Raw genomic sequence first — 23,885 nt, forward strand, 5'->3', positions numbered from 1 at the left:
GCTTCGAGGTCGCGTCATGAGTGTCAAACCTGGCTTGACGCGCAATCGGCGGAGGGAACGGGAGACGCCGGAGTATGCCGGCATGGTGCGGCGGGTGATCATGGCCCACGGGCGTCGGGTCGGTGAGGCCGATCCGGAGGACCTGTCGGAGTTGCGCGACATGCGACAGGTGGTCGAGGCGGCGATCGCTGAAGGCATCCGTGGACAGCGGGCGCGTGGGGCGTCCTGGGCCGACATCGGCCGGGGCCTGGGCATCTCGCGGCAGGCGGCTTATGCAACGTGGTCATGGGTCGACTCTCTAGCGTCCTGACCCATGTCCCACCTCCTTGTGACGGAGTGGTGTGCCTGGCTCACGGCGTCCGGACGCACCGATCAGACCGTCTCACTGCGCCGGCACCAGCTTTCTCGTCTCGCCGCTGACGTCGGCGATCTCCTCATGGTCGATGGCGACGCACTGACGGAGTGGCTCGCGGGCCACGAGTGGGCCGTCTCGACCCTCAAGAGCCACTGCGACGCGGTGCGGAGCTTCTACAGCTGGGCCGTCGCCACTAGGCGCCTCGTGGAGTCGCCGGCTGCGACGCTCGTCCAGGTGCGAGTACCGGCCCGCGTCGCGCGGCCGGCGCTGGCCGATATCGTCGAGGCGGCGATCGCTCGAGCAGACGAGCGGCGACGGCTGATGCTGCTACTCGCCTCGAAGGCCGGCCTACGCCGCGGCGAGATAGCGCGCGTGTACTCGGACGACCTCATGCGAGATCTCGTCGGTTGGTCGCTGATCGTCCGGGGCAAGGGTGGCCGTGAGCGCCTGGTGCCGCTCGTCGACGACGTCGCTTTCCTGCTGCGCCGGCGAGGGCCGGGGTGGGCGTTCCCGGGCGACGTCGACGGCCATCTCTCGCCGGCGCGGGTCGGCGAGCTCGTGAGCGAGCTCCTGCCGGCTCACTGGACATGTCACACGCTGCGGCACTACTTCGCGACTCGGACCTACGCCGCCACGCGCGACATCATCGCTGTGCAGCGGCTGCTTGGGCACGCCAAGCCCGAGACCACGATGGGCTACATCGGTCTCGGGCAGGACGTGCTACGAGGGGCGGTCAGCTGGGCCGCTTGACGCCGACGCTACGCGCCGCTCTTGGCGATCTCGGTGCCGTGCTTGGCGGTCACACTGGTGATGCCGGTGAATGGCGAATCAGAGTTGATGTCGCCTTGGGCTTGGCGGGTGCGGGCGGAGTCCCTGTCAGCGAGGGCGGCGGCGACGGCGGCCTTGATACGGGCGTCGAGCTGGCCGTTGGTCTGGTTGGCTGCCTGGGCGGCGTGGCGGCCGGCGCTGCCGACGACTTCGCCGATGAGGAGTCCGAGGATGACGGGGCCGGCGATGACCCAGATGGGTGAGGAATCGACGCCGGATTGTTCGGCGACCAGCCAGGCGCCGAGGAACAGGCCGGTCATGATGATGCCGGCGACGAGGGAGCGTAGCGGCATGGTCTTGTCGGCGTTCACAGTGCGGGCTCCTCGCCGGCCGCGGTCTTGGTGATGCGCTCGTAGATCGCGGCGATCGCGTCGTCGGTGCGGACACGGGTGCCGTCGGCGAGTGCGATGTATTCGAGCTCGGCCGCTGCGGCGAGGGCATCGGTGGCGGTGGTGGTCCATGGCCGGTCGGTGGTGCCGGCGGGGATGGGGGCGTGCATGAAGGCTGTGATCTCTTCGCGGATGATGGTGCGGAGTTCGTCTTTGGTGGCCATGATGTCTTCCTTGGGCTGGGTGTGGGTGGGTGCCGGCAGGCCGGCGCGGACCCAGGCGCGTAGCTGCGGACCTGGGCAGTCGGTGCGGGTGCTGCCGGCGTCGCCGTGGCCGACGATGGTGCAGCCCTTGGCTGCCTTGCCGGCGAGCTCGTGGGCGATGTGGCGCAGGGTGGTGAGCATGGCGGGGGTGGGGGTCTCGTCGATGGCGAGGATGGCGAGGATGGATTGGGTGGTGCCGCCTTGGCCGGCGGTGGCTCCGTCGCGGACGTCGGCGCCGCGGAGTTCCCAGACTCGGCCGGCTTGGTCGACGCCGACCGCGTAGGCGATGTCGGTCCAGCCTTGGACGGCCTGGTGATAGCGCTGCCAGGCGCGCAGGTAGCTGGCGATCGCCTCGGGGGTGGCGCCGATTGGGGTGATGGAGGCGGGCCAGTGGATCACGATTTTACGGACGCGTGACCAGGTGAGCAGGGTGCGGCTTTTGGCCGGTCGTGCGCCCCAGTCGGCGCGTTGGTAGTCGTAGCGCATTTCGGTGTTCTTTCCCTTTTAGGGGTTGGCGATGGTGGTGATGGTTCCGTTGGCGCCGCGGAACTTCAGGGCGCCGGCTTCGACGTAGATGATTCCGCCGCTGGCGGGGTTCACGGATGGGATGGTGTGGGCGTTGCGGATTCCGAGGACGCCTTTCCCGCCGCCGAGTCCGGATGATTCGTGTGCGCCGGCGATGAGTGCTGAGCCGGGCACGATGAGCGGTAGACCGTCTGCGGCCGAGTAGTTCGCGACGGGGCCGGGATGCGAGTTCGCGACAGCGAGCACGGCTGGGGTGGTCGCGAATGAGAGTTGTTCGGTAGCTCTGGTGGCGTCGTCGGTGATGGTGTTGGCGATCGCGACGACTCGGCTGGCGGCCGGGGCGAGGATCGCCATGGACCGGCGAGTGGTGGCGGTGTTGGTCGTCCAGGAGTCGGTGATGACGTTGAGCGCGGTGATGATGGCGCCCAGGGTGCCGGTGAGGAGCAGGCCGGAGCTGCCGGAGCTGCTGATCAGGTTGTTGGTGATGAGGGTGTCTTTGACGGCTTGGACGAGGATGCCTGTGACGCCGGCGCCGATGACGGTGTTGCCGGTGATCGTGATGGCGGAGCATCCGGGTGTGCCGGAGCCGGCCATGATGCCGTGCCATGCGGCGCCGACGACGGTGTTGCCGGTGATCGTGATGGCGCGCACGGGGTTGGCGGGTGAGGAGCCGACGACTTGGATGCCGGCGTAGTTGGTGGTGGCGTTGTAGGTGTTGGCGCGGTTGATCGTGTTGCCGGTGATGCTGACGTTGGTCGTTGAGCGGATGCCGTAGGAGCTTTCTTCGGCGATGTAGATTCCTGCGTTGCGGGTGGTGTCGATGGAGTTAGCGCCGATGGTGATGGTGTTTCCGCCGACGACGGCGATTCCGCGGCTGTGTGAGTGTCGGATGGTGTTTCCGGTGATGCTGACGGATTGGCATATTCCGGTGTCGGTGAGGTAGGAGACTACGGCGATTCCGTCGTCTCCTGTGGTTTCGATCTGGTTGCCGACGACGGCGATGTCGCGGGATTCGCCGGTGATGTGGATGCCGTCGGCTTTGCTGTCGCGGATGTGGCAGCCTTCGATTCGGCCGGCGGTGCTGCCGAATCCGACGTAGATCCCGACGCCTTCGGTGCCGGTGGTGGAGCAGCGTGAGACGGCCCATCTGTCGGAGGATTCGATGGAGATGCCTCGGGTGGGGCCGCGGCGGGTGGTGGGGTTGAGGGCGCGGGAGATGATGCCGCTGATGGCGAAGTCGCGGCATCCGGAGATCTGGAGGTATTGCTTGTTGGTGTTGGTGCAGACGAGTTCGGCGCCGTCGCCGAGGAGCGCGAATTGGCGTTGGCCGATGATGCTCAGGCCGCGGTGGAGGTAGCTGCCGCGGGGGAAGTAGACGGCGTCGCCTTCTTCGAGGCTGGTGAAGAGGGTGTTGAGCGCGTCGGTGACGTCGCTGCCGTCGCCGAAGATGCCGCGGAGCGCGACGTTGATCGGGAGCCGTCGGGTGACGGCGTTGATGCGGTCGCCGACGGCGGTGGCGGTCTGGGTGGCGTCGGTGTTGACCAGGTGCGCGACGGTGTCGTCTTCGCCGGTGAGGCCCATGATGGCTTCGGCGGTGGACAGCGCGGTTTGCATCTGCTGGCCGGCGGCGATCAGGGCCGGGAGTTGCGCGAGCCATGTGGTGGAGGCGTCGGACGCCGAGGTGAGTTTCTCGGCGAGGAGCCGGGTGTACTCGGGCAGGAGGTACAGGTAGTTGGTGGGGCCGAGGAGGGGCCAGCCGCCGGGATCGATCCGGCCGATGGTGTCGTCACCGGGTGGTTGGGTGATGGTCATATCTGTGCCTTCCAGAATGTGGGTGCGTCGACGGCGGCGGTGTCGCCGATCCGGAGTTGGTCGGCGGGGGGGAATGGGTCTGATAGCGGGCCACAGTGCGCGAACCGTGCCGCGACGAGGTCGAGGGTGGCGGGCTGGTAGGGCACGTCGGTGGGGGTCGGGAAGTCGGTCCAGCGCAGCGGCCGGACGCCGGCGGTCGCGGCGGGGGCCAGGGTGACGCTGAGGGCGAGGCGGCCGCGGGCGATGTGGATGGTGCTGGCGGCGATGTGCACGAGGCGTTCGAGGTCGGCCGGCGCGCCGTCGAGGGTGAGGATGGCGCTGGCGCGGTGCCCGATCTCGATGAGGTCGGTGAGCGGCAGGCCGCCGAGGCCGACCGCGCACCGGGCTGGCGCGAGGAGAGGGCGCGGGGTGGTGCCTTCGGCGGCGATCCCGGCGGCGATGCTGCCGGGTGCGCCGAGGTGCACTGTGGCAGGGTCGAGCGGGTCGGCTGCGGAGGTTTCGACGAGGAGGTCGGTGTCGAACGCCAGTGCCGCGGGCGGCAGGTGTGCGGCCGGCGATCGCCACGACCGGGCTTCCTCGGTGGTGTCACCGCTGTCGAGGTCGAGGAGGTGGTATGAGACTTTGACGGCGGTGACGAGGCCGCGGCGGGACAGCTCGCGGCCGCTGTTCTCGACGCGGGATGCGGGCAGCGGCGCCGGTGGGCGGCCGCGGTCGACGAGGACAGCTGGGGGGCGTGGCGGCTCGTAGCGCGGCATGCGGACGTGGGTCGCGGCGGGGCGGGCGAGGGCGATGCTGTGGGGGCCGGCGACCGCGAACCGTCCGTAGGACATGGCGGTGCGCTGGATGATGTCGAGGGCGTCAGCGGAATCGACGTCGCGGCCGAGGAGCACCGCGGTGTCGGCCGAGGTGTCGTGGGCGACGAGGGTGAAGGGCGAGGCGGCGTTGATCGACGCGATCCGGTCAGCGAGACGCACCCAGCCGGACGGCCAGGGCGAGGCGGCGAGCCGGACGCCGGAGGCGCGGCCGATGGCGTTGGTCGCGGTCACTTCATAAATCCAGGCGCCAGAGGGGGCCTGGGCCCAGGTGCAGGACTCGACCCACCATGCGCCGAGGCTGAGGGGCGCCGTGGCGGTGGGGGTGCACCAGGCGGCGATGCGGTCGCCCAGCGCGATGAGCCCGGGCCGGGGGTGGCGCAGTGTCAGGGTGAGTGTGCCGGGCTCTTCGTGGCCGCGGAGACTGGGACGGGCCCAGTCCACGGTGAGGGATTCCACGGCCGTGAGCGTGCCCTCGTGTGCGGCGTCTGCGCTGGTGGTGTTGATGGTAAGGGTGCCCAGGGTGAGCGTGACGTCGACGGGTATCGACCATGGGTGGCCGCTCATACGGCCAGGCCTTGGGTGAGGTCCAGGACGCCGCGGATGCGGGCGTCGCTGGTGAGGAGCGCGCGGATCTGTGCGGCGACCGCGCGAGGATCGAGAGCGCCGTTCACGGTGATGTTCACCAGCGGCCGCGTGGTAGGCGTCGGTGTGGTGCTGCCGGCGGTGGCGCGGAGGGTGACGCGTGGGTTGGCGTCCAGGGCTGTGATGCGGCCGGTGATGTCGTCGAGCACGCCGGCGAGGGCCGGCATACCTGCCTGAAGTGAGGTGGTGAGCCCGGTCATGATTGCGGTGCCGGCCGGTCGGAGGAGTCGGCGATCGTAGCTGAGCGGCCCCTTGTTCGCGGCGATCCAGTCGCCGATGCCACTGATGAAGTCCTGGCCCGCTTGCCAGGCCTGCTTGAGGCCGCGTACGAACCCGTCGATGATGGCCTTGCCTGCGCCGACGAGGAGGTCTTTAGCGCCGCCGAAGATGCCGAGCAGGGTGTCGAGGAACCCGCGGGCGACGCCGAGGAGGTGATCCCACGCGGACCCCCAGTCGCCGCGGATGACGGCGAGGGCAAACCCGATGATGTGTTGGATCGTGGCGAGGGCGGGACGGATCACGCCGAGGACCGCGCCGAACACCACACCGACCATGCTGATGATGCTGGAGCCCCAGGTCGACCAGAACGCTTGCACGGCGCCGAGGCCGAGGCGGATGATGCTGTCGATCAGGTCGATGCTGCTGGTCACGATCTGGCCAGCAGTCGTGAACACGGCGGTGAAGGTCGGCAGCAGGGGTGCGAGCTGGGCCGCGGCGCCGGTCACGAAGCCGCCGATGATCCCGGACGCGGTGGTGAACACGTCGGTGACGGTGGCGCCGAGGCCGGTCAGGGTTGGCATGAGCTGGCCGGTGACCCAACCGACCAGGGCCGCGATGAACGCGGTGAGGGGGGTGCCGGCGGTAGCGGCACTGCCGAATCCACTGGCCAGCGAGCTGATAGCGGCGATGAGTGGATCGATGCCGGTGAGGACCTGGTCGAACCCGGGCAGGAGCTGACCGACGATGAATCCCACGATCATGGTGAAGGCCGGCAGCAGCTTGAGGCCGAGTTCGCTGGTGAACGACCCGAACCCGGCTTTGAGGACCTCGACCTGATGGTTCCAAGTGTTGGATTCGCGGGCGAAGTTGCCATGTGCGTCGGTGGTCTGGGCCATGATCAGCGCCAGGGTCGCGGCCTGGTTGGCCTCGGCGGACAGTGCACCACCGACCTTCCGGAATCCGAGCTCGGCCGCTTTGGCGTCGATCGCTGCTTGGGTGAGGGACACGCCATAGCGTTCGATCGGGTCACGCTCGCCCTTCAGGGCGGAGCTGAGGGCGCCGACGGCGTCGGCGGTGGTGCCACCGAACATGCTGGACAGGTCAGCGCCGAGGGTGATGAGTTCGTGGGTCTTGGGCGCCAGCTGGTCCATGGCGGTGCCGCCGTTTTTCAGCTGGGTGCCGATCAGGGTTCCCAGCTCGTTGAACTCGGTGCGGGCCAGACCGACGCTCACGGCCGAGTTCTTGCCCCACTCGTGCATCTGGCCAGCGCTGGCTTTGAACACGGTGTCAACCGCACCGATCGATTGTTCGAGGTTTCCGCCGGCCTTGACGGCTTGGACGCCGTAGGCGACCAGGGCGGCGCCGCCGACGAGGGCGGCGCCGCCGAGGATCTTCATTCCTGCGCCGAGCTTGCTCGTTTTCTGCTCGGTGACGCCGAGCGCCTTGGTGGCGCCGGTGGAGTCGCCGATGATCTTGATCGCGAGGATGGCGGTCTTGCTCATCAGCGGGTGCTCCGTTCAGTCGGTGAGGAGGTCGAGGGCGGTGGCGAGGTAGCCGGGCGGCTGGGCGAACCAGGTGGTGGGCGGGATGCCTGTGCGGATCGCGAGTGCGATCACTGCGCGGGTCAGGCTCCCGTCTGGGAAGGGTCGTCGGCGCGGTCCTCCTGGGCGGCGGTGGCGTCGAGCTGGGCGTCAACGAGCTGGTTGACGAAGTCGTCGAAGGTGCCCGTGAAGTGGCCCAGGCGCACCATGGCGGCCCAGGACAGGAACGCGGCGAGGGTGACGGGCTGGCGCTCGGCGTCCCAGCCGCGGGCCTTGGCGGCGACTTCCCAGCGCTTGCGGTCGGTGAACGTGACGCGCAGGTCGGTGTAGGTGCGGCCGTCTTGGAGTTCGACGTTGGCGTATGCCTTGTTGAGGGCCATCTTCAGATTCCTTTGACTTGGTTGAGTGCCTCGTCGATGGCGGCTTGGTAGACCTCGATCCATTCGGGTTCGGTCTGCTGGGCGCCGTCGGTGAGGAACGGGTTGGGCGAGATGTTGCGTCGTGGCCATCCCCAGTGGATGGGGTTGGCGTAGGGGACTCTGGCGTAGCCGGCCCGGATGATGGAGCCGGTGGAGGTGCCGGAGGACCGGATGGTGCTGGCGAGGCGTCCGGTGCGGCGTGGAGCCTGGTCTTGGCCACCGCCGGCGGCGATCTTGCCGGCTTGGGCGTGCGCGGCCTTGAGGGTGCTGATGTCGATGCCGGCTTTGCGGAGGGTGCGGCGCAGTTGTGCAGCGCCCTCGACTTTCACCAGCGGGGCGGGCATCAGTCTCCGTCGGGCTCGAAGTAGGTGTAGTCGCCGACACCGGGGAAGCTGAACTCGGTGGTGTTGCGGCTCTTCACGTCGCCGCCGGTCTTGACCGGCTTGATGCGGCACTTTCCGCGGACGCCTAGGTTTCCGGCGGCGGCCGGGATGAACTCGAAGTCGATCACCTGGTTGTTGTGTGTCTTGCACCACACGATGAGGCTGGTGAGGCCGGAGGTGTAGTCCTGGAAAAACTCGCCGGTCAGCTTGAAGCTGTCGGTGTCGTCGTCGCGGACCTCTTCGCCGGACAGGACGGTGGTGACTTCGCCTTCTTCGGTGTCGGGCTCGAGCGCGACCTTGGTGACTTGGGAGCCGAATTCCTTGAGTGTGCCGGTCTGGCCGAACACGAGGTGTCCGGGGCCGAGCCGATCGGCTTGGGTGGGCATAGTGGTCCTCTCGTCAGGGTTGGTAGGGCTGGGTGAGGGTCAGGGTGTAGGCGGGCCAGGGTGGGCCGGCCGGGTTCGGGTAGCTGGCCGGTTCGGCTTCGTCGGCGCCAAGCGGGGTGGCGAGGGCGTCGAGGGCGTTGTCGAGGATGTCCCAGGCGGCGAGCATGTCGCCGGGCTGCCCGGCGATGAGGTGGACGTCGAACCGGGCGTCGAGTGACGTCCAGGTCGTGTAGGTGAGCGTCGGTGCGACGACGAGGGCGACGAGCTGGCTGTCGGCCGAGAGTGCGCCGGCGGCGGCCTCAGGGTCGAGGGTCACCAGCGGCTGGTAGCCGGCGAGGGTGTCGTCTTGGGCGATCAGGGTGGTGATTGTGGCGGCGAGGGCGAGGGCCGCGGCCTTGGTCCTCATGCGAGGCCTGGGCCGAGGTAGGCGCCGAGGATGGCGCGGGCGGTCAGGTTGGGGTCGCGGGCGATGCGGATCGGTGCGGTGTCCTCGTTGCCGAGCTGGGCGACGCCGAGGCGGGCCTGCCGGCGGTGGTACAGCTCGGCGCCGGTCTCGAGGATCGCGCGTCGGCGGATGACGTCCGGCACGCCTTCGACGCTGCCGATGAGGTCGGCGACGAGCTGGGTGGCTTCGGCGAGGCAGTCGGCGACGTAGGCGTCGCCGGCGGGGGCCTTGACGTAGCGGCCCAGGTCGGGCGGCGGGGTTTCGGGCGTGCCGGTCGTCATCGTGGTCAGGCTCCGAACTCGATGGGCAGGATCGCGGACGGGAAGGGCTCGAGCGTGGCGTTGAATCCGTAGAGGCTGAAGCTCTTGGACAGGTTGATGATGTTGTCGTCCTGGAGGTGGGCGGGGCTGCCGGGCGCCTCGAGGAACTTGATGGCGACCTGGTCGTAGAGCGATGCGACGTCGCCTGCCACCTTGGGCATCATGCGGACGCCGACGCGGGCGATGTCGCCGGACAGGCCGGGGATATTGATTTCTCCGACCTGGTTGACGCCGTCGCCGTAGACGTTCATGAGGCGGCGGTCGCCGTCCTTGAGCTTCAGCAGCGTCTTGAACACGGCCTTGCTGGTGGCCAGGCCGGTGAGGTTGAAGCCGCGGTCGTCGAACGTCTCGACGGCGTCGACGAGGGCGTCGAGCCACTGGTCGGCGGTTGCCGCGGCCGGCAGGGCGAGGGTGCTGCCGGTGGTGGGGGACGAGATCAGCGCGGCGATCCGGGCGAGGAAGGTCGCCTTGACGCGTTCGTTGGTTCGCTTGGCGTAGGCGATCGCGGCGGCTTCCCAGCTGGTGGTGAGCTCGATGCCGCTGCCGCGAAGGATCTCTTGGAGAGTGAGTTGGAACCATCCGCCGTCGGTCTTGACGGGCGCGTTGGCGCGCTTGAGCTTGATCTTGCCGGGGCCGGTGAGGTCGTCGCCTTCGTCGGTCTGCTCGGCGACAGTGATCGTGTTGGTGTCGAGCTGGCGGTAGTCGACGCTGTTGCCCTTGTCGGGCAGGGCGCCGGTGGTGAACATGTTGACGAAGAACCGGCGGTCGGTGACGAGCTTGATGAAGTCGCCGATGAACGTGTCGGTCAGGGCGGCGTCGTCGAGGGTGCCGCCGGTGTAGGCGCGGTGGAAGTCGGCGGCGGCGGTATCGCCGGCGGCGAGGGCCTTGAGGTAGTCGCCCATGGTGCGCCACTGGTGCCCCTGCCGGGCGGTGGCTCCGCCGGCGTTGATGGTGGCGATGCGGCGGGTGAGTTCGTCGAGGCCGGTGTTGAGCGCGGTGATGTCGGCGCGGGTGACCGGGTCGGTGTCGGTGGGCGTGGTGGTCACGGTCTGGGTCTCCTTGCGGTTGCGGATGGTGTCGATGCGGGCGGTGTCGTAGGCGGGGAAGGGCACGAGGCTGAACTCGCAGGCGATGACGCGAGTCCAGTGCAGGACGTCGTCTTCGTCGACGCGGTACTCGACGGGTTCGAAGCCGATGGACAGGCGGGTGATGACGCCGTCGTCGAGGAGGGTGGCGGCTTCGCGGCCGAGGGTGGTGTCGGAGAGCCGGCCGGTGATGTGGTAGCCGGTGTCGATGTCGGCGCCGGCGGTGATGCGGCCGATGGGCGCGTCGTGGCGCCACATGACGAGGGCGGGGTCGGCGAGCTCGACGCTGCCGACGTCGAAGCACTCGGGGCCGAACCAGTGCTCGACGACGGTGTCCCAGGGGACGCCGAGGCCGTCGAACTCGCGGGCGGTGGTGGCGAGTGCGCGGATTTCGATGTTCCGGGTGAGGATGGTGCGCTCAGCGATGGCGGTCTGGGCGCGTTCAATGGCGGTGGTCATGCGGGCTGCTCCTGGTCGAGGTGGGGGGCGGAGATGGGCCGCGGGGCGTCGGGAATGTCGGCGTGCGGTGCTAGGCCCTCGATGTCGCGGACTTCGGCGGGGGTCATCCAGCCGCCGGACAGGGCCATGTCGTGGGCCTCGTAGCGGGTCTTGGTGTCGGACCGCAGCAGGGTCTCTATGCGAAACCGGGCGGCTTGGCCGCGGACAAGGACACGGGTGAGGAGCGCTTCGAGCTTGGACAGGTACCAGGTGAGGGTGTAGCGGGTGAACCCGATCCACTCTTGCTCGACGTTCTGGTAGCTGCGTGAACCGCCTTCGGGGGCGACGAGCATGAGGCTTCCGGGGATGCCCATCAGCTGGGCGACCTCGAGTCGGTTGTAGCCCTGGGCGTCGAGCCACAGGGCGTCTTTGGGTGAGAGGAAGATCGGGTCGTAATGCATGCCTTTGCCGAGGACCTTGATGCGTGACGGGTTGGGGGTGTCTCCGTCGATGGGGTTGCCGCTGTCGTCGAGGCCGTTCCACCGGTTGCGGGCGGTGCGGGCGTCAGCGGAGGTAAGGGGCTGGTCGCTGGTGAGGAGGCCGGACGGCTGGCCGGCGTTGTCGAACCACTGCTCCATGTAGGCGCGCATGTGCTTGACGCTGGTGAGGCCGGCCTGGGCGGCTTGGATAGGGCCGAGGCCGTTGTGGTCGCCGGGGAGCCTCAGCAGCGGCGCGTAGAGCACCTCTTCGGCGGTGTACCGGACGCCGGCGTAGTCGAAACCACGCAGCCGCACGATGCCGCGCTGGTCGCGTTCCTGGACGAGGTAGACCTCGTGCGGCGGCAAGATGGTGAGTTCGAGGCGGGTGCCGTCGGGCGCGGTGGGCGCGTACACGAACAGCTTGCCGGTCGCGGCGAGGCTCATGACGGCCAGCTCGATCCAGTCCTCGCGGCTCATCTCGGTGTCGGGCTTGGTGATGATGCTGGGCACCTGGTGGACCAGGACGCCGCCGCGTTTGACGTCGAGGGCGAGCTGAGAGGCCGAGGTCGCGAGGACCTGGAGGGCGCGGTACATGGCGGGCACGGCCACGGACTCACGGGTGGTGATCGGGCTGGCGTTCTGACGGGTGGGCGGCGCGATCGCGGCCGGCATCGTCGAGCGCGTGACGCGGACGAGGCCGAGGCGCTGCAACGCTCGCACGGTCGAGTTCCTCACACCTGAGATGTTCAGCCCGGTATACCCGCGTTCGGGCGGCATCATCGGTCGCGACGGCGTGTCGCGGCGCGGAGTCTCTCGTAGGCGCCGTTCGTGCCGGGGTGCGCTCGCCGCTCGTGGCGGGCTTGAGCGGCGAGCGCGTCGAGGCGGGACGGTTCGGGATCGGACCGGTACCCGCAGTCGCCACAGATCGCGATGTGGGTGCGGGCAGAGCTGTCGATCGAGTAGGACATCAGAACGCCTGAAGTTCGATGGCCGGTTGGGTGGCGGCCGCGGTGGCGAGCGCGAGGGCCTCGAGTTGGTCGAGGGGGCCGGCGCTGCGGTCGGGGTCGAGGACGAGGCAGCCCATGGCGGCTTTGGTGACGGCGCCGGCGAGCTGGTCGTCGAGGTGGGCGGACTGCACATGTCGGGCGAGGCCGGACCACGTGTAGTCAAGCCAGGATTGGCAGTAGGTGGCGTAGTCGCGAGTGCTGAGTCGTTGAACACGTTCGCCGAGGTACGCGGGAAGCGCGTCGAGAACGGTGAGGGTGGGGCCGGCGGGCATCGCGACAATGGGGACGCCGGCGGGGATGCTGGCGAGGGTGTCGGCCAGCCAGTGGCTGCCGGCCGCGGTCGCGATGATCTGGGCGTGGATGTGGTCGCCGACGCGCCAGCTGGCCGCGATCGAGCTGGCGGTGCGGTCGCGGGCCACCGACAGCGCGATCGCGAGGATGGTGCCGGGTTCGGTGGTGGTGGGGAGTTCCTGGTCGACCCACACGTCGGGGTCGACGACCAGGTCGCCGCCGAGGGTGATCTGCCGGTTGCAGAACGCTCGCAGCCACAGACTGGACGGCCCGGAGCGGTGCTCAAGGATGGCCTCGCGGATGACGGGGTTATGGAACGCGGGATGGCGCCGGGTGAGCACGGCCTCGTCGTAGGGGTCCTCGTCGTCGGCGACGCTGTAGTCGATGATCGCGACCCGGCTGGTCGGGTCGCCGAGAGCGACGATGGCGCGGTTGATCCAGTCGATGAGGAACGTGCTCGCGGCGGTGCCGCGCGTGCTCACGATGATCGTCTGCCGCCAGGGGCGGGTGATCTGGGTGGGGCTGATCGAGCCGAGGATCGCCTCTCCCTCCTCGAGGGTGTGCACGAAGCATTCGTCTACGACGAGGGTGTCGGCCTGCCCGCCGTCCAGGCCGGCCGGTGACGGCGTGAACGGGCCGAGCTCGGCGCCGTTGGCGAAGAACATCGCCGGGCTGCCGGCGCCGCGGTAGATGCCCTTCTCGGCGGAGCGGCCCACGAGCAGGCCGGCGAGGAAGTTCCGGACGCCGCTGCGGGGCAGGTGGGCGCCGGTGAACCAGCGCACCCACTCGAGCCAGCGGAGGCGGGCGTCTTTCCCGGTCTGCGCGGTGTAGCGGCACAGGTGGCCGGCGCGGGTGAGGCAGCGTTGGATCATCAGCACGGCGAGCAGCAGCGTCTTCCCCGACTGGCGGGGCACGGTGATCACCACGGTCTTCCACCGCCAGCCGACGCCGCTGGGATCGATCTCGGTGAGGATGCGGGCGGCGTCGATCTGCCAGCGCATGAACCGGATGCCGAGCAGCCAGCCGACGAACTTGACCAGCCGTACCTCGTGCCGGGCGCCGGGGGTCGGCGCCGTCGACCGGAGCGGGACGGCGATCTGTTCGGGGTCGGGTTCGCCGGCGACGGCGAGGGACTGCTCGATGAGGTCGCGGCGAGGGTCGCCGTCGACCGGCGGTGGGGTGGGCAGCAGCTCGCGGGCGGCGGCGTACACCTTGGCGAGCAGCTGCGCGGCGTACCCGCCGCGGGTACGGTCGGCGGCATCCGAGATCCACAAGATGACCGCGACGACGAGTTCGTTCAGCGGGCCGATCGCGCCGGCGTCCCGCAGCCGCGTGACACGCCGCTCGGTGTCGTGTCGCAAACTCACGACTCCCCCTGAAGCTGAGCGAACGCCGCGGCGAGGATGTCGGCGATCCCGTCGTCCTCAGCGGCAGGCGCGGGCAGCGCCTCAAGCTCCTCGAGGATCGCGGCAGCGAGCTTCGCGACCGCGTGACCGGCGAACGTGTGCTCGGCGGCGCCGGCCAACCAACGCAACAGCGCCCCATCGGCGATCGGGTCGTCGATGAGGCCCTCTTCGACGAGCGCCCGCAGGTGTTCCTCGGCTTTCCCCTCGAGTCCGGGCCGAGGCCGCGGGTCGGGGATCAAATCGGGCTGAACCTCCCGCATTTTTGTCGATCTATCCATTTTTTCCTGGGTTCCGAGAGAGAGAAGAGCCCGCGGGGTCTCCTGGATGGGTGCCGTCGCGAAGAAACGCGAGGGCAGGGGCGAGGTAGGGCTCGCGGGTGAGGTGTGGCTTGGCCTGTCGGCGGCTGTTGCAGCGCTTGTGTGCTGGCCGGAGGTAGCCGAGGTCGCGCTCCATGCGACGTCGCTCGTCGGCTGGGAGGGGGCGGAGGCGGACGCGGGGGATGACGTGGTCGATAGTGAGGCCCTGCTTGTGGGTGCGTGGGAGAGTCAGGTCGATCGGCTTGTGGCACAGCCAGCAGGTCGAGCCCCAGCGCTCGACGACGCGTGCGGCGAGCGCTGGGCCCTGGCTGCCGATCCAGCCGCTACTCATGGGTGACCGCGATGACGAGGCCGGAGACGGGCACGAGCACCACCCAGGCCCAGATGGCCGGGACGAGGCCAGCGGCGATCATCGCGACGAGGCCGAGCACGACGAGCCATTGAATGATGGCCAGCACGTTCAGCGCAGGAGGGCGGGTCATACGAGGGCGTCCTGGGTGAGTTGGGCGGCGCGCAGTGCTGCGCGTGTCGCGGCGAGCCCGGCCGCCACGACCTCGGTGCTCCCGGTGGGGACTTCCCTGATCAGGGACGCCGCCGTCCTCGATGGGTTGCGGCGCAGGATGGTGCGGCAAGCGGGACACGGGTGCACTTCGCCCGGTCGCGGGATTGGGATGTCGTGGATGCACACTTGCATGGCCGCGGTTTCCTTTCGTGGCGGTATGTCGACGGCTGGGAGACGCCGCCGGACAGGTGGGGCGGCGTCCTCCTTTCCCTCTCTGAGGGGAAGGCTTGCACTCAGTTCCCCTTGATCTGACAAGGGGCGATGCGTCTTGCGGGGCCATAGCGTGTGATTCCGCACTGTGTGGCGGATGCGGTGGGCCGTCGACGTGCGGTGCTCACGTCGCGCCGAGCGGGCTTGGCGGCGGGCGTCCTCGACGACGCGGGCGAGCTGGCCGGCGTAGACCTTGATCCAGCCCGGGCGCGGGCGTCCGGCCTCGATGTGGCCGCGTGTCCACCGGATCAGCCGGAGCGCCTCGAGGATGTGCAAGCACCGGCGTGTCCACCGCGGCGAGAGCCCGACCCTGGTGGCGAGCTGCCGGGCCGTGATGATCACGGCCCGATCAGACTGGAGATGCACCAGGCAGCGGAGGACGTCGCGGACGCCGCGGTACTGGCGGCCGTCCAGGACGCCGTAGGACTCGATGCCCTCTAGTTGCGCCCACAGCACACGACATGGCGTCGTCGTGGTCACAGTGACCTCCCGAGGACACGCGCGCACTCGCCACACCACGCGCCGACGAACCGGCCGTCGACCAGCAACGCCGTGTACGGCTGGCGCGGTGTGATCACCTGCGTGCACCACACCGTGCCGCCCAAACAGGACACCGTCCGGGTCGCCGTCCGGGACACCTGGCGGGCATAGCGGACCTGATCATGCGGGATCACGGCCGACCGCCACGCCCGAACACCCAAGCCAACAGCTCCGCCACACCCACAGCGAGCGCCGGCAACGCCAACACCACGACGAGCACCACGGCCACGACGTTGAAGACGTCGAACAGGCTCATGAGGTACGCACCACCCGATAGCCGAGACGGGCGAGACCGTGGGCGACCGCCTCGGCGAGAGCCGGAACCGTGGCCAGGATCAACGGCGGCTTACTGGAGTCAGGCGCCCCCGGAGCGCCCGCCCACGGCGTCGCCATCAAGATGTCGGAGAGCGTCAGCTGCAAGTCGACATCCGGCACAGCCGCCGGCGGCGCCAGGTCCACCGTCCGCACTGTCGCCTGCCGGACGCGGGCCTTGTCCCGATCGACCAGCGCGGCCGCGACGCCGGCCTTGATCCGGGCGTCCAGCTGCGGGCGCGAGCCAACCCGAACGCGGGGCGCCAGCTCTGAGAACGCCAGCGAGGTCTCAGCGGCAGCCTGCGCGGCGTTGATCCGCGGGTAGAAGCCCGGATCGTCGAGCGACAGCTCGAGCGCGACCTCGAGGAGATCGGCCGCGCACGCCGCCAGCCGTGCGGCCTCACGGTGATACCGCGCCGGTGGAACGTCCGCCGGCGTGCGGGACGGGGAAAGGAGACCCGCCCCGCACGCGCTGCCCGCCGAACTGTCGGCGGCGGCCCCTACGGTGCCGTCGACGGGCGTACCAGCGCCCTCAGACACCGAAAGGGACGAACCATGAACATCGAGAAGGCCCGAACCCAGACCAACCTCATCAACGCCGCGCTCAAGGGCGACAGCAGCGCCGTCGAGCCCTTCGACCTCGAGAGCGACCCCAACCCGACGCGGCTCCTCGCCTGCGGGCTCGCCCACACCTTCAACGCCCTCGGGGCGGTAGTGCGGGAACTCGAGGCCCTTCAGCTCGAGGTCGCCGAGCTGCGCGAGCGACGCTGAGTAGAGCGAGGGCGGGTCGCCGTCCTGCCGGTGACGGAAGATCTCGGCAGGACGGTCCGCCGGGTCGTCGGGACGTGGGTCATCGGCCGCAGCCGTCAAGGTATCCATGCGCAGGACACTCGCGTAACGATTCGCGATCTGACGTAACGACACGCCGAGAAGTGGTCAACTTAGTTGTCGAATCGTTACGCCGTTGCGATCATGGGCACATGACTTCGGTTTCGGCGATCTATCGTGACGATGACAGCCTGGCTGCGCGGGTGGCGGCGAACGTGCGGGTGGAGGTGACCCGGAAAGGGTGGCGGCAGAAGGAGCTCGCGGCGGCGCTTGGTGTCACACAGGCGGCTGTCAGCCTCAAGTGGCGAGGGCGTCGCGAGTGGAGCCTCTCAGACCTTCAAGATGTGGCAGAGGCCCTCGACGTTACGGTCGAGAGCCTCGTACAGGGGTACACCGCCAGGGACTCGAACCCTGAACCCGCTGATTAAGAGTCAGCTGCTCTGCCAGTTGAGCTAGCGGTGCGCGGGAAGAAACTTTAGACCATCCGCCGCCCGAACGCGAATCGGGGCTCAGCGGCGGACGAACGCGATCCGCTCCCGGCGGAGTCCTTCGTGCTGCTCGACGCCCCTCTCCAGGGGGTCGAGGCGGCGTCCGAGTGCCAACTCGAGCAGATGGTCGGTCAGTTCGGGGTTGCGCGCGAGCACCGGGCCGTGCGGGTAGGTGCCGATCACCCGGCCCTGGACGGCACCCTCGGTGCCCTGGCCGTCGTTGCCGATGCCCACCTCGACCTGGGCGAGCGGGGCGGCGTCCGGGCCCAGGGTGGTGTAGCCGCCGTGGTTCTCGAAACCGGTGATCAACGAGGTGGTGCCGTCCGGTTTCGTCCATCGGGTGAGGATCTCGCCGACCGCGCGCTGGGCGCCGCGGCGGGTCTCGACGTCGAGCAGTCCGAGGCCTTCGCGCACCTCGTCGTTCTCGCCGATCGTGAACGTGTGCCCGCAGATCTGGTAGCCGGCGCACACCGCGAACAGCACCGCGCCCTCGTCCAGCGCCGAGAACAGGGCGCCGTCCTTGCGCAGTTCACGCACGGCCGTGGTCTGCGCATTGTCCTCGCCGCCGCCGAGCAGGTAGATGGCCCCGTCGGCGGGCAGTGGCGAACCCGGTTCGACCAGGACCACCTCGGAGTCGATGCCGCGCCAGGCGAGGCGCTTGGCGAGCACCTTCGAGTTGCCCTGGTCGCCGTAGATGCCGAGCAGCGACTGGTAGACCAGCACGATCTTGACGCTCATCGCAGCCCCGCCTTCTTCAGCAGCTTCTGGAACGGTGTGTAGGTCGCGATCAGGTCGACCGGCTGAGGCGCGTCCTTGACCGCGCGCAGCGCATCGTCCAAGTCGACGACGACCTCATGGTCGACTTCGGCGTATTCCAGCCGGACGGCCAGGTCGTAGGCGCGCGGGCCGGTGCACACCACGTGTTTGCCGGCCAGCTGCTCGAAGTCGACATCCCACAGCCAGGAGACGTCCTTGCCGTCGGCGGCGACCGAGTCGATGGCGAGCACGACCGTCGGGGTGTCCAGCAGTGGCAGTGATTCCGCCCAGCCGGCCGGGTTCTTGCTGAGCACCAGCCGGGCCGAGGTGGCGCCGAATTCGGCGATCGAGAACCGGCCCGCAGGCGAGCGCACCGTCGAGAAGCCGCGCAGCGCGTACGGCACTTCGACGCCCATCTCGACGGCGGCGGCCAGCGCCATCGCGGCATTGGCGACGTTGAACTTGCCGGGAACGTTGAGTTCCAGCGGCACGATGCTGCCATCGGGCAGCCGGACGCCGCCCGGCTGAACCACATAGTCGGCGGCCGCTTCGGTGAGATCGCAGCCGGGGCAGTCCCAGCTTCCGGTGGACCCTTCGGCCGGGTTGTCCCGGCGCAGCAGATCGCCGCAGGCCGGGCACAGGGCGGCGTCGGCGGTCCAGGTGGACGCCGTGTCGACCCAGATCACCTTGCGCGCTGTCTGTGCGGCCCAGGTGATCAGCGGATCGTCGGAGTTGGCGATCACCACCGGGCCGTCCTCACCGGCGCGCTCGAGCGCCTGGCGCCAGGCCCGGCCCAGGAACTTGATCTCGTGGTTGCGGTCGAGCTGGTCGCGGCTGAAGTTGAGCAGCACCAGGATCTCGGGGCGCCCGTGTTCCAGCATGGACGCCACCACCCGCTCGTCGGTCTCGATGACGGCGACGTCCGCCGTCGGCGCCTTCGCCAGGGCCGAGGCGATGCCGTAGTGCAGGTTCGCGCCGTCGGCGTTGGTGACCAGGCGTGCGGCGTCCGGGCCGAGGCCTTCACGGACCGCCGCCGCCAGCAGGTGGGTGGTGGTGGTCTTGCCGTTGGTGCCGGTCACCGACGCGATGCGGCGTCCCTTCACCAGGGCGGCGAAGGCGTCCGGGCAGACCCGGGTGAGGATCTGCCCGCGGATCGAGGCCCCCGACCCCTTGCCGGCCAGCCGGGAGGCCAGCGCGGCGGCGTCCCCGACGAGGGTGCCCGTGCGCAGGCGCAGGCGAGTGGTGAGGGGCAGGGGCGCGGGGGTGGCGCGCTTCCTCAGGTCGTTCGGCACGGGCTCATTGTGCCAGCCCGCCCGTCGGTGCGAGTTGGCGACCGCTCCGCGTCCGCTTGTAACGTCACCATGACGATTGCCCCGGGAGACTCCATGACCTCGCTGACCCTGTTCGTCGCGCTCACCTACGCGGACGCCGAACACTGGCCCGCGCTGGTCCGGCGCGCCCGCGAACTCGGTGCGGCCGCCGCGGTGCTGCAAGGCGAGGGACCTTCGCTGGCCGACCGGCTGTCGCGCCTGTCCGGCGAAGGGGTGACGGCGGTGCACCTGGTCGGGGTGACCTTCGGCGCGCACGGCGTTCCCGCGTCCTGGATCGGCCGGGTCGCGCGCTGGTGGCTGGCCGTCGGCGAGCGTGAGATGACGGTGCTGTTCAGCCCGGACGCCGTTCGCGGCCTGCCGTCCGCGTTGCCGTCTGCCGACGGGCTGCGTCCCCTGGTGCCGCGGGAGGGTGGCCTGACGAACCCCACCTGGCAGGACGCCCCGCCCGTCCGCTGCCATCTGCTGGTCTGCCGCGGTCCGCGGTGCACAGCCAAGGGTGCCGAACGGGTGATCGACGCCCTCGGCGCCGAACTGTATGCACGCGGCATGCTCGACGACGAGGTGCTGCTCACCCAGACCGGATGCCTGTTCCCATGCAACCGCGCCCCGGTGGTGGCGGTCCAGCCCGACATGGTCTGGCACGGGCCGCTCCGCGCCGAGGACGTTCCTGCGTTCGTCGACGAGTTGGTTTCGGGTGAGCGGACGCTACGTGCGCTGACGACCGGGCCGGGCGAGCCGGCGGCGCGCCCTGGGATCCCGTGAGCGCGATAGCCCCCAACCGTGCGTAACCCGGGCGTCGGTGTGGTTCCCGGGCGGGACGAAGAGGCCCGGTCAATTTTCAGGTGACGTTGACGAGCCGGGCGGGGGCGTCCAGGTGGCGCGATGATCGTGGACGAACCGGGCGAATGAAGTGGCCGGGCGGCCGGTCAGTTCCCGGATCGCACGGTTGGGGAAGGCCGATACGTTGAGCCGGACGACGCGGTAGATCATCTTCTGTACGGCGAGATAGTCGTCGGGGTAGCCCTGGGCGGCGAGCGCTGCGAGGTAGGCGTCCTCGCTGGGGCGGGTGTAGGTGATCGGACGCCCGAGAACCTCGGTCATGATGTGGGCGACGTCGCGGTAGCTGAGGCTCTGTTCGCCGGACAGCGTGTAGGCGCGCCGGAGGTGTCCGGGTTGGGTGAACACGGCGGCCGCGACCCGGCCGATGTCGCGGGCGTCGATGAAAGCCGTGCGTGACCGTCCGGCCGGGACGGTGATCTCGCCGCGGTCGCGGATCTGGGCGGCGTAGGTCGTGGACAGGTTCTGCATGAAGAAGTTCGGCCGCAGCAAGGTGTACGGCGCGCTCTGGTCACGCAGGTACGTCTCGACGGCGTGGTGTGGCGTCCGCCGGTTGGCCTGGACGCCTTGCAGCGACAGGAACACGATCTGCCGGAGGCCGGCCTCGCGCGCGGCGTCGATCAGCGGGAACAGGAAGGTGCGCACATCCGCGATCGCCGGTGGTCGCATCAGGAACAGCCGGTCGGCGCCGGCGAACAGCGTCGCCGAAGGACGCTTCGCGGTGAATGCGAAGGCCCTGGTCTCGACGTGAGAAGGCAGCCGGTCGCGGTCTGATTCATTCCGGACGCCGGCCACCACCTTCTCGCCGTGGCGCAGCAGATGCTCGACCACCGCGGAGCCGACGGTTCCCGTCGCCCCGGTCACGAAGACCGCACCCATGGAGTTCCCTTTCGGATCGTGCTCGGGACGTCTGGCCCCGTCCGGAGTGTAGGTGTCTGCGGGGTGGCGTGTGCGGGAGGGGCAAGCTTGACACGATTAGAACATGTGTTCGACCATCGAGGGGTGTCTCTCGCCGCGGTCTCTCCCGAAGGTGCGGACGCGCGCCTGGAGGCGCTGCGCCGTGTCCAAGCCGACCCGCGCTGGTCGACGCCCTGGGCCGAGAAGCCGCTGCCCACGCCTGAGGTGCTGGCCGAGGCGTTACCCGGCGGAGGGCTCGTTCCCGGATCGGTGTATTCGCTCGCCAGCGGCGGTTTGTTGCTGCTGTCGCTGCTCGCCGAGCCGTCGCGCGCGGGCCTGTGGTGCGGGGTCGTGGGCATGCCCGAACTCGGCGCCGAGGCGGCCGCGCAGGCCGGGGTGAACCTCGAGCGGCTGGCGCTCGTGCCCCACCCCGGGGAGCGCTGGTTCAGCGCGACGGCCGCGCTCGTTGACGTGATGGCGCTGGTCGCCGTCCGTCCGGCAGGCCGGGTCAGGGACGCCGATGCCGCCCGCCTGGCCGCCCGGTTGCGCGACAGTAAGACGGTGATGCTGACGGTCGGTGCGTGGCCGCGCGCCGAGGCGACGCTGCGCGCGACGGAGTCACGCTGGTCCGGTTTGGGTCAAGGGCACGGCTGCCTGCGCACCTGCGAGATGCTGGTGACCGTCACCTCGAAGCGGACGCCGATGCCTCGCCGGGTTCGGATGGAGGTGTCATGAGAACGCTCCGGAGCTGTTGGTCGGGTGGCATGCGGCCCGCGGTGTGGCGTCGCTCAAGCGCCCCTTCCGCGAAAAACTTAGGGTAGCCTTAGTCGTGGTGCGGAAAGTGTTGCTGAGGCTCCCGAATGTCAGTGCCCGGTCTGTGGGGGCGATGCTGCTCGCGGGGATCCGGCGTCCGCACTTCTTGCTTGTCAGCCAAGGAGGCGTTGTCGATGTTCAGTCGGGTCATTCAGAACACGAGGAAGCCCGAGGGGTTTCTTGGTCAGATGATGTTGAGAGGCATGAATCATGGCCATGCGAAGTTGGCCGCGTGGGGGTTCACGCATCTGACCTTGCGTCGCGGCGATCGCATCTTGGACGTGGGCTGCGGCGGTGGCGCGAATATCGCCACGATGCTGAAGGACGTGCCCGAAAGTACCGTCGACGGCCTGGACTATTCGGCCGAGAGCGTCGCCTACAGCCGGAAGGCGAACGCGGCCCATCTCGGGAAGCGCTGCACCATTCACCAGGGTGATGTTGCTGCCCTGCCCTATCCGGATCGCAGTCTCGATTGTGTCACCGCGTTCGAGACCGTCTATTTCTGGCCGGACGTGGATGCCGCCTTCGAGGAAATCCGCCGCGTGCTGAAACCGGGAGGCACATTCTTCATCTGCTGCGAGGCGGACGACCCGTCCAACACCACCTGGACCGATCGCATCGAGGGGATGGCCGTCTACTCCGGTGCCGACTTGAAGCAGCGCCTCCTGCGCATCGGTTACCAGTCGGTGGAGGTGCATCGCCACCCCAAGGGCTGGATGTGCCTGCTCGCCTCCGCGTGATGCGCTGTCCATGCGCACGAGTTGCACCGTTGCCTACGAAATTTCGTGCGTAACGGTGCAACTCGTGCGCAAGGGTTTCATGGCCGGACGTTTCAGTGAGAACTCGTGCGCGACGGTGCAACTCGTGCGCGTGAGGGTGTGCGCGTCCGGGGCGGTTTAGAGGAAGGCGATCAGTGCGACGTAGGTGAGGGTTCCGGCTCCGACGCTGAGGAGCGTGCGGCGTCCGGCGCCCAGATGGACCGCGGCAGTGACGACGACCGCGATCGTGGCGTGAATCAGATGGTGGCCGTCCCCGGCTGAGGTGAGGAAAGTGCTGGCGGCCAGGATGGCGAGAAGGCCGGCGGGCATCCACAGCGCCATCGCCCGGACGAATCGTGACTCGCGCAGCGGTTCGAGAATCGCGAAGGGCAGTGCGCGTAATGCCAGGTCGATGATGAAGGCGATCGCCAGGACGGCTGCGACGTACCAGGGATCAAGCATCGGTGGCCTTTCGGCGTCCGTTGATCAGGTAGCGGACCGCGAGGGTGGCGACGAAGAGCAATAGTCCAGTGAACAAGGCGGAATCGGGGGTAGCGACTACCGCGAGAGAGAAGCTTGCGCCGGCCAAGAGGAGCGAGGGTACTTGTGCCTTCGTGCGGCAGGCGTCCAAGGTCAAGGTGACGAAGAGGGCGCACAGGGCGAACTCGAGTCCTTCGATTCGTTGAGGGAGGAGCGATCCGATCGCCACGCCGGCCAGGCCGCCGCCGACCCAATAGGCCTGGAACGCGATTTGCGTCGACAGTAGGCGCCATGAGGTCCATTCACGTGGGGCGGCCGCGGTGACCGCGTAGGACTCGTCGGTGAGCGCGTACACCGAATAGGCGCGAGCGATCGGGTTACGCACGACGTTCAAAGGGAAAGTGAAGGCGTAGAAGACGTGCCGGAAGTTCACCAGGAACGTCGTCAGCGCGATCGTCGCCAACGGCGTGGTTGCGACCATCATCCCGACCAGCAGCAACTCCAGCGATCCGGCGTACGCGGTCACCGACAGCGCCGGCGCGATCCACCACGGCAAGCCCGCCTGCAGGACGAGCAGCCCGAACGCGATCCCGAGCGGGAACATCCCCAGCCCGGCCGCGAGCGAAGCCTTCACCCCAGCCGCGACCTCCGCCCTCCGCGATGTGGTGGCCTCAGAACTCATGGCCACCATGATCTCAGGTGGCTGGGTCATCCGAGGCGGACGGAAACTGTCAGACCCCCTTGACATGATTCGAACATGAGTTCGAA

Annotated in this window: 31 protein-coding genes and 1 tRNA gene; 7 read left to right on the forward strand and 25 right to left on the reverse strand. The window is 69.0% G+C overall.

Annotation, left to right across the window (positions count from 1 at the left end):
* Positions 1 to 16 precede the first annotated feature (16 nt).
* Both QM708_RS13510 and QM708_RS13515 read left to right on the forward strand, forming a co-directional pair.
* Positions 17 to 310 (forward strand): hypothetical protein, encoded by a 294-nt coding sequence (locus tag QM708_RS13510; protein ID WP_415109510.1) that lies wholly within the window; start codon positions 17 to 19, stop codon positions 308 to 310.
* Between the two features lie 3 nt (positions 311 to 313).
* Positions 314 to 1,105, forward strand: a complete 792-nt coding sequence (locus tag QM708_RS13515; RefSeq protein ID WP_415109513.1) for a tyrosine-type recombinase/integrase — start codon at positions 314 to 316, stop codon at positions 1,103 to 1,105.
* 8 nt (positions 1,106 to 1,113) lie between these two features.
* Here the strand turns inward: QM708_RS13515 and QM708_RS13520 are convergent, their stop codons facing one another.
* From QM708_RS13520 to QM708_RS13610, 19 genes are all read right to left on the reverse strand, one after another.
* A complete protein-coding gene (locus QM708_RS13520) occupies positions 1,114 to 1,494 on the reverse strand; it encodes a hypothetical protein (protein WP_415109516.1) in 381 nt (126 codons plus the stop codon).
* The gene (locus QM708_RS13525) at positions 1,491 to 2,261 is read right to left on the reverse strand and encodes a peptidoglycan recognition family protein (protein WP_415109519.1); all 771 of its coding nucleotides are present in this window, start codon (positions 2,259 to 2,261) and stop codon (positions 1,491 to 1,493) included. Before QM708_RS13525 ends, QM708_RS13520 begins: the two co-directional genes overlap by 4 nt.
* Before the next feature lie 18 nt (positions 2,262 to 2,279).
* Positions 2,280 to 4,112 (reverse strand): right-handed parallel beta-helix repeat-containing protein, encoded by a 1,833-nt coding sequence (locus tag QM708_RS13530; RefSeq protein ID WP_415109522.1) that lies wholly within the window; start codon positions 4,110 to 4,112, stop codon positions 2,280 to 2,282.
* Entirely contained in the window at positions 4,109 to 5,491 is a 1,383-nt protein-coding gene (locus tag QM708_RS13535) for a hypothetical protein (RefSeq protein ID WP_415109525.1), read from the reverse strand. Before QM708_RS13535 ends, QM708_RS13530 begins: the two co-directional genes overlap by 4 nt.
* Complete coding sequence (locus QM708_RS13540; protein WP_415109528.1) at positions 5,488 to 7,290, reverse strand: phage tail protein; 1,803 nt, start codon at positions 7,288 to 7,290, stop codon at positions 5,488 to 5,490. Before QM708_RS13540 ends, QM708_RS13535 begins: the two co-directional genes overlap by 4 nt.
* A 122-nt stretch (positions 7,291 to 7,412) precedes the next feature.
* Positions 7,413 to 7,709: a hypothetical protein gene (locus tag QM708_RS13545; protein ID WP_415109531.1), complete on the reverse strand. Its 297-nt coding sequence runs from the start codon at positions 7,707 to 7,709 to the stop codon at positions 7,413 to 7,415.
* 2 nt (positions 7,710 to 7,711) lie between these two features.
* Positions 7,712 to 8,092: a hypothetical protein gene (locus QM708_RS13550; protein WP_415109534.1), complete on the reverse strand. Its 381-nt coding sequence runs from the start codon at positions 8,090 to 8,092 to the stop codon at positions 7,712 to 7,714.
* The gene (locus QM708_RS13555) at positions 8,092 to 8,517 is read right to left on the reverse strand and encodes a hypothetical protein (protein ID WP_415109537.1); all 426 of its coding nucleotides are present in this window, start codon (positions 8,515 to 8,517) and stop codon (positions 8,092 to 8,094) included. Before QM708_RS13555 ends, QM708_RS13550 begins: the two co-directional genes overlap by 1 nt.
* Before the next feature lie 13 nt (positions 8,518 to 8,530).
* Positions 8,531 to 8,923, reverse strand: coding sequence for a hypothetical protein (locus tag QM708_RS13560; RefSeq protein WP_415109540.1), 393 nt, complete (start codon positions 8,921 to 8,923; stop codon positions 8,531 to 8,533).
* Positions 8,920 to 9,243 (reverse strand): hypothetical protein, encoded by a 324-nt coding sequence (locus tag QM708_RS13565; protein ID WP_415109543.1) that lies wholly within the window; start codon positions 9,241 to 9,243, stop codon positions 8,920 to 8,922. Before QM708_RS13565 ends, QM708_RS13560 begins: the two co-directional genes overlap by 4 nt.
* A gap of 5 nt (positions 9,244 to 9,248) precedes the next feature.
* Entirely contained in the window at positions 9,249 to 10,826 is a 1,578-nt protein-coding gene (locus QM708_RS13570) for an HK97 family phage prohead protease (RefSeq protein WP_415109546.1), read from the reverse strand.
* Entirely contained in the window at positions 10,823 to 12,004 is a 1,182-nt protein-coding gene (locus QM708_RS13575) for a phage portal protein (protein WP_415109549.1), read from the reverse strand. Before QM708_RS13575 ends, QM708_RS13570 begins: the two co-directional genes overlap by 4 nt.
* Before the next feature lie 247 nt (positions 12,005 to 12,251).
* Positions 12,252 to 13,949 (reverse strand): hypothetical protein, encoded by a 1,698-nt coding sequence (locus QM708_RS13580; RefSeq protein ID WP_415109551.1) that lies wholly within the window; start codon positions 13,947 to 13,949, stop codon positions 12,252 to 12,254.
* The gene (locus tag QM708_RS13585) at positions 13,946 to 14,248 is read right to left on the reverse strand and encodes a hypothetical protein (RefSeq protein WP_415109554.1); all 303 of its coding nucleotides are present in this window, start codon (positions 14,246 to 14,248) and stop codon (positions 13,946 to 13,948) included. Before QM708_RS13585 ends, QM708_RS13580 begins: the two co-directional genes overlap by 4 nt.
* Positions 14,249 to 14,628: 380 nt before the next feature.
* On the reverse strand, positions 14,629 to 14,787 hold the full coding sequence (locus QM708_RS13590) for a hypothetical protein (protein ID WP_415109557.1): 159 nt from the start codon (positions 14,785 to 14,787) through the stop codon (positions 14,629 to 14,631).
* Positions 14,784 to 15,557: a hypothetical protein gene (locus QM708_RS13595; RefSeq protein WP_415109559.1), complete on the reverse strand. Its 774-nt coding sequence runs from the start codon at positions 15,555 to 15,557 to the stop codon at positions 14,784 to 14,786. The genes QM708_RS13590 and QM708_RS13595 overlap by 4 nt, the downstream gene beginning before the upstream one ends.
* Positions 15,554 to 15,751, reverse strand: a complete 198-nt coding sequence (locus QM708_RS13600) for a hypothetical protein (RefSeq protein WP_415109562.1) — start codon at positions 15,749 to 15,751, stop codon at positions 15,554 to 15,556. The genes QM708_RS13595 and QM708_RS13600 overlap by 4 nt, the downstream gene beginning before the upstream one ends.
* The gene (locus tag QM708_RS13605; protein ID WP_415109565.1) at positions 15,748 to 15,873 is read right to left on the reverse strand and encodes a hypothetical protein; all 126 of its coding nucleotides are present in this window, start codon (positions 15,871 to 15,873) and stop codon (positions 15,748 to 15,750) included. The genes QM708_RS13600 and QM708_RS13605 overlap by 4 nt, the downstream gene beginning before the upstream one ends.
* The gene (locus QM708_RS13610) at positions 15,870 to 16,469 is read right to left on the reverse strand and encodes a hypothetical protein (RefSeq protein WP_415109568.1); all 600 of its coding nucleotides are present in this window, start codon (positions 16,467 to 16,469) and stop codon (positions 15,870 to 15,872) included. Before QM708_RS13610 ends, QM708_RS13605 begins: the two co-directional genes overlap by 4 nt.
* Before the next feature lie 15 nt (positions 16,470 to 16,484).
* On the opposite strand from QM708_RS13610, the gene QM708_RS13615 reads away from it, so the two are divergent.
* Both QM708_RS13615 and QM708_RS13620 read left to right on the forward strand, forming a co-directional pair.
* A complete protein-coding gene (locus QM708_RS13615; RefSeq protein ID WP_415109571.1) occupies positions 16,485 to 16,700 on the forward strand; it encodes a hypothetical protein in 216 nt (71 codons plus the stop codon).
* Positions 16,701 to 16,909: 209 nt separating this feature from the next.
* Positions 16,910 to 17,185 (forward strand): helix-turn-helix domain-containing protein, encoded by a 276-nt coding sequence (locus tag QM708_RS13620; RefSeq protein ID WP_415111433.1) that lies wholly within the window; start codon positions 16,910 to 16,912, stop codon positions 17,183 to 17,185.
* Here QM708_RS13620 and QM708_RS13625 read toward each other — a convergent pair.
* From QM708_RS13625 to QM708_RS13635, 3 genes are all read right to left on the reverse strand, one after another.
* A tRNA-Lys gene (locus QM708_RS13625) sits at positions 17,147 to 17,219 on the reverse strand. The two genes, QM708_RS13620 and QM708_RS13625, sit on opposite strands and share 39 nt — an antisense overlap.
* A 47-nt stretch (positions 17,220 to 17,266) precedes the next feature.
* On the reverse strand, positions 17,267 to 17,983 hold the full coding sequence (locus QM708_RS13630; RefSeq protein WP_415109573.1) for a type 1 glutamine amidotransferase: 717 nt from the start codon (positions 17,981 to 17,983) through the stop codon (positions 17,267 to 17,269).
* Positions 17,980 to 19,143: a MurT ligase domain-containing protein gene (locus QM708_RS13635; protein WP_415111436.1), complete on the reverse strand. Its 1,164-nt coding sequence runs from the start codon at positions 19,141 to 19,143 to the stop codon at positions 17,980 to 17,982. The genes QM708_RS13630 and QM708_RS13635 overlap by 4 nt, the downstream gene beginning before the upstream one ends.
* A gap of 243 nt (positions 19,144 to 19,386) precedes the next feature.
* Between QM708_RS13635 and QM708_RS13640 the strand changes: the two genes are divergently transcribed.
* Positions 19,387 to 20,094: a (2Fe-2S) ferredoxin domain-containing protein gene (locus tag QM708_RS13640; protein ID WP_415109576.1), complete on the forward strand. Its 708-nt coding sequence runs from the start codon at positions 19,387 to 19,389 to the stop codon at positions 20,092 to 20,094.
* Positions 20,095 to 20,163: 69 nt separating this feature from the next.
* Here the strand turns inward: QM708_RS13640 and QM708_RS13645 are convergent, their stop codons facing one another.
* On the reverse strand, positions 20,164 to 21,048 hold the full coding sequence (locus QM708_RS13645) for an SDR family oxidoreductase (protein ID WP_415109579.1): 885 nt from the start codon (positions 21,046 to 21,048) through the stop codon (positions 20,164 to 20,166).
* Between the two features lie 123 nt (positions 21,049 to 21,171).
* Between QM708_RS13645 and QM708_RS13650 the strand changes: the two genes are divergently transcribed.
* Together QM708_RS13650 and QM708_RS13655 are read left to right on the forward strand one after the other, a co-directional pair.
* Positions 21,172 to 21,801 (forward strand): hypothetical protein, encoded by a 630-nt coding sequence (locus QM708_RS13650; protein ID WP_415109582.1) that lies wholly within the window; start codon positions 21,172 to 21,174, stop codon positions 21,799 to 21,801.
* Positions 21,802 to 22,013: 212 nt separating this feature from the next.
* Positions 22,014 to 22,619 carry a class I SAM-dependent methyltransferase gene (locus QM708_RS13655; protein WP_415109585.1) on the forward strand — a complete coding sequence of 202 codons (606 nt, stop codon included), beginning with the start codon at positions 22,014 to 22,016 and terminating at the stop codon, positions 22,617 to 22,619.
* 156 nt (positions 22,620 to 22,775) lie between these two features.
* Here QM708_RS13655 and QM708_RS13660 read toward each other — a convergent pair whose 3' ends face one another.
* Together QM708_RS13660 and QM708_RS13665 are read right to left on the reverse strand one after the other, a co-directional pair.
* Positions 22,776 to 23,099, reverse strand: coding sequence for a branched-chain amino acid transporter permease (locus QM708_RS13660; RefSeq protein WP_415109588.1), 324 nt, complete (start codon positions 23,097 to 23,099; stop codon positions 22,776 to 22,778).
* Positions 23,092 to 23,799, reverse strand: coding sequence for an AzlC family ABC transporter permease (locus QM708_RS13665; RefSeq protein ID WP_415109590.1), 708 nt, complete (start codon positions 23,797 to 23,799; stop codon positions 23,092 to 23,094). Before QM708_RS13665 ends, QM708_RS13660 begins: the two co-directional genes overlap by 8 nt.
* Positions 23,800 to 23,885: the final 86 nt, after the last annotated feature.

It is taken from the genome of Propioniciclava sp. (assembly GCF_047602245.1).
Lineage (GTDB): Bacteria > Actinomycetota > Actinomycetes > Propionibacteriales > Propionibacteriaceae > Propioniciclava.